This window comes from Vaccinium witches'-broom phytoplasma str. VAC (assembly GCF_000309405.1).
In the GTDB taxonomy this organism is placed as follows: domain Bacteria; phylum Bacillota_I; class Bacilli_A; order Acholeplasmatales; family Acholeplasmataceae; genus Phytoplasma.
On the sequence record NZ_AKIN01000020.1, the window covers coordinates 1 to 2,529 of the forward strand.

A 2,529-nucleotide genomic window follows, 5' to 3' on the forward strand; every position below is an offset into this window, starting at 1 on the left:
TTAAAATTAATTTTAAAGAAAAGAAATATAAAATATGAATTTTGAAATAAAAAAAGAAGTTTTATTGCATTTTTTACTCCAAATTCAAAAAATACTTCCTACAAAAACTTTTTTCCCAGTTTATTATAATATTAAAATAGAAATTCAAGAAGATGTTTTGTTTTTAGAAGTCATTAACATGAATATAGCAGTAAGATTAGAAATAAAAGATGAAAGTTTAAAAGTTAAAAAAACCGGTTCTTTAATTATAATTGGAAAGTATTTTATTGATATTATTAAAAAAATTTATTCACCTCTTATCAAGATTTCTTCTATGGATAATAAGTTATTAGTTATCAAAACTTTACCTTCTTCGGAATATAAATTAAAAATGATGAATTTTAACGATTTCCCTTCTATTGATTTCACTTTTAATTTTGAAAAAATTTTTCTTTTAAAAAGTTATTTTTTAAAGAAATTAATTAAAGAAGCTGTTATTGCAACTTCTAAGGACAAACAAAAAATTATTTTAACAGGAGTTAATTTAATTTATAAAAAACCTTTTTTAACCGCTTTATCTACTGATTCTTTTCGTATAAGTCAAAAAAGAATAGAATTGAATTTAGATTACCCTGATTTTAATATTGTTGTTCCTAGTAAAAGTTTAGAAGAAATGAATAAACTTTTAGAACAACAAAAAGATGAAAGTGTTAAAATAGCTATTAACGAACAAAAGCTTTTTTTATTTTCTGAATCTTTATTGTTTCAAACAATTCTTCTTCAAGGTAATTTCCCTTTGATACAACAAATCAAAGAAGAACATTTTTCTTCTTTTATTAAATTAAAAAAAGAAGATTTAACTAAAACATTAGAAAGATTATCTTTATTTTTACCTAAAGAAGAAAATATTTTCAATAATATTGTTCATTTAAATATTGATCGAAATAAAAAAATAGAAATTTTTTCTGGAAGTGAAGAAATAGGAAACGCATCAGAAGAAATTTTACTTTTAGAAGGAAAGGTTGAAGAAAATATCAAAACAGCCTTTAATGTGAAGCATTTAGAAGAAATTTTAAAAGTTTTCCCCGCTAAAGAAATAAAAATTCATTTTGATAATTCGGTCAAACCTTTTATTATTTCTAGCGAAGAAGATAAAACGCTTTTATATTTAATTTTACCATTTTTATAAAATAATTGTTTTTACATTAAAAACAATTATTTTTTTACTTTTTGGCAATTATTTATTCAAAAAAATTAAAGAAAGAGAGGAAGAAGCGAGATGAAAAATTTAAAAAAAGAAGATTTAGAAATTTATGAATTAATAAAAAAAGAAATTCAAAGACAAGAAGAACATATAGAGTTAATTGCTTCAGAAAATTATGTTTCTGAAGCCGTTTTGGAAGCGCAAGGAAGTGTTTTAACTAATAAATATGCTGAAGGTTATCCGCAAAAAAGATATTATCATGGTTGTGATTATGTTGATGAAATTGAAAACATAGCGATTGAAAGAGTTAAAAAATTATTTAAAGTTAAATATGCTAATGTTCAACCTCATTCAGGTTCACAAGCTAATATGGCTGTTTTTCAATCTTTATTAAAACCTAATGATATTATTTTAGGAATGTCGTTAAACGCTGGCGGTCATTTAACTCATGGTTCAAAAGTTAGTTTTTCTGGTAATTTTTTAAAATCATTTAGTTATGGTGTTTCACCAGACAACGAAATAATTGATTACGAAGAAGTTAGAAGAATAGCGCATGAAACTAAACCTAAATTAATTATCGCCGGAGCTTCTGCTTATTCTAGAATTATTGATTTTCAAGAATTTAGAAAAATAGCTGATGAAGTCAATGCTTATTTGATGGTAGATATGGCTCATATTGCTGGTTTAGTGGCGGCTGACTTACATCCCTCTCCTTTTTTAGCTAATGCTGATATTGTTACTTCTACTACTCATAAAACTTTAAGAGGTCCAAGAGGAGGAATCATTTTAACCAATAATGAAGAAATAATCAAAAAAATTAATAAAGGTGTTTTCCCGGGCATTCAAGGAGGTCCTTTAATGCATGTTATCGCCGCTAAAGCAGTTGCCTTCAAAGAATCTTTAAAAGATGATTTTATTGTTTATCAACAACAAATAGTTAAAAATGCAAAAGCTTTAGCCAACACTTTAAAAGAATTAGGTTATCGTTTGGTTAGTCAAACAACTGATAATCATTTAATACTTATTGATTTGAAGCATAAAAACCCTTTTTTAAATGGCAAATTAGCAGCAGATACCCTTCATAAGGCTAATATAACTGTTAATAAAAATTCTATTCCTTTTGATAAAGAAAAAATTTCTTTAACTAGCGGAATCAGAATAGGAACGCCGGCTATGACGACAAGAGGATTAAAAGAAAAAGATTTTGTTCAAATTGCTCATTTAATTGACCGAGTTTTAAATAATTATGAAAATGAAGAAGTTTTGAAAGCAGTTAAAAAAGAAGTATTGGCGATAACAAAAAAATTCCCTTTAAAGAAAAATTAAATTTTTATTATTTTTTTAAT

The 2,529-nt window shown here is 25.0% G+C and carries 2 protein-coding genes; both read left to right on the top strand.

Features of this window, described 5'->3' with window-relative positions; genetic code table 11:
• Window positions 1-34 precede the first annotated feature (34 nt).
• Window positions 35-1,168 (top strand): DNA polymerase III subunit beta, encoded by a 1,134-nt coding sequence (gene dnaN, locus RI68_RS00780; protein WP_017193358.1) that lies wholly within the window; start codon window positions 35-37, stop codon window positions 1,166-1,168.
• 90 nt (window positions 1,169-1,258) lie between these two features.
• Window positions 1,259-2,509, top strand: coding sequence for a serine hydroxymethyltransferase (gene glyA, locus RI68_RS00785; protein WP_017193359.1), 1,251 nt, complete (start codon window positions 1,259-1,261; stop codon window positions 2,507-2,509).
• Window positions 2,510-2,529: the final 20 nt, after the last annotated feature.

Excerpts from the sequence above, each read along its gene's own strand:
- dnaN (WP_017193358.1), top strand. The coding sequence starts at position 35 with ATGAATTTTGAAATAAAAAAAGAAGTTTTATTGCATTTTTTACTCCAA.
- glyA (WP_017193359.1), top strand. The coding sequence starts at position 1,259 with ATGAAAAATTTAAAAAAAGAAGATTTAGAAATTTATGAATTAATAAAA.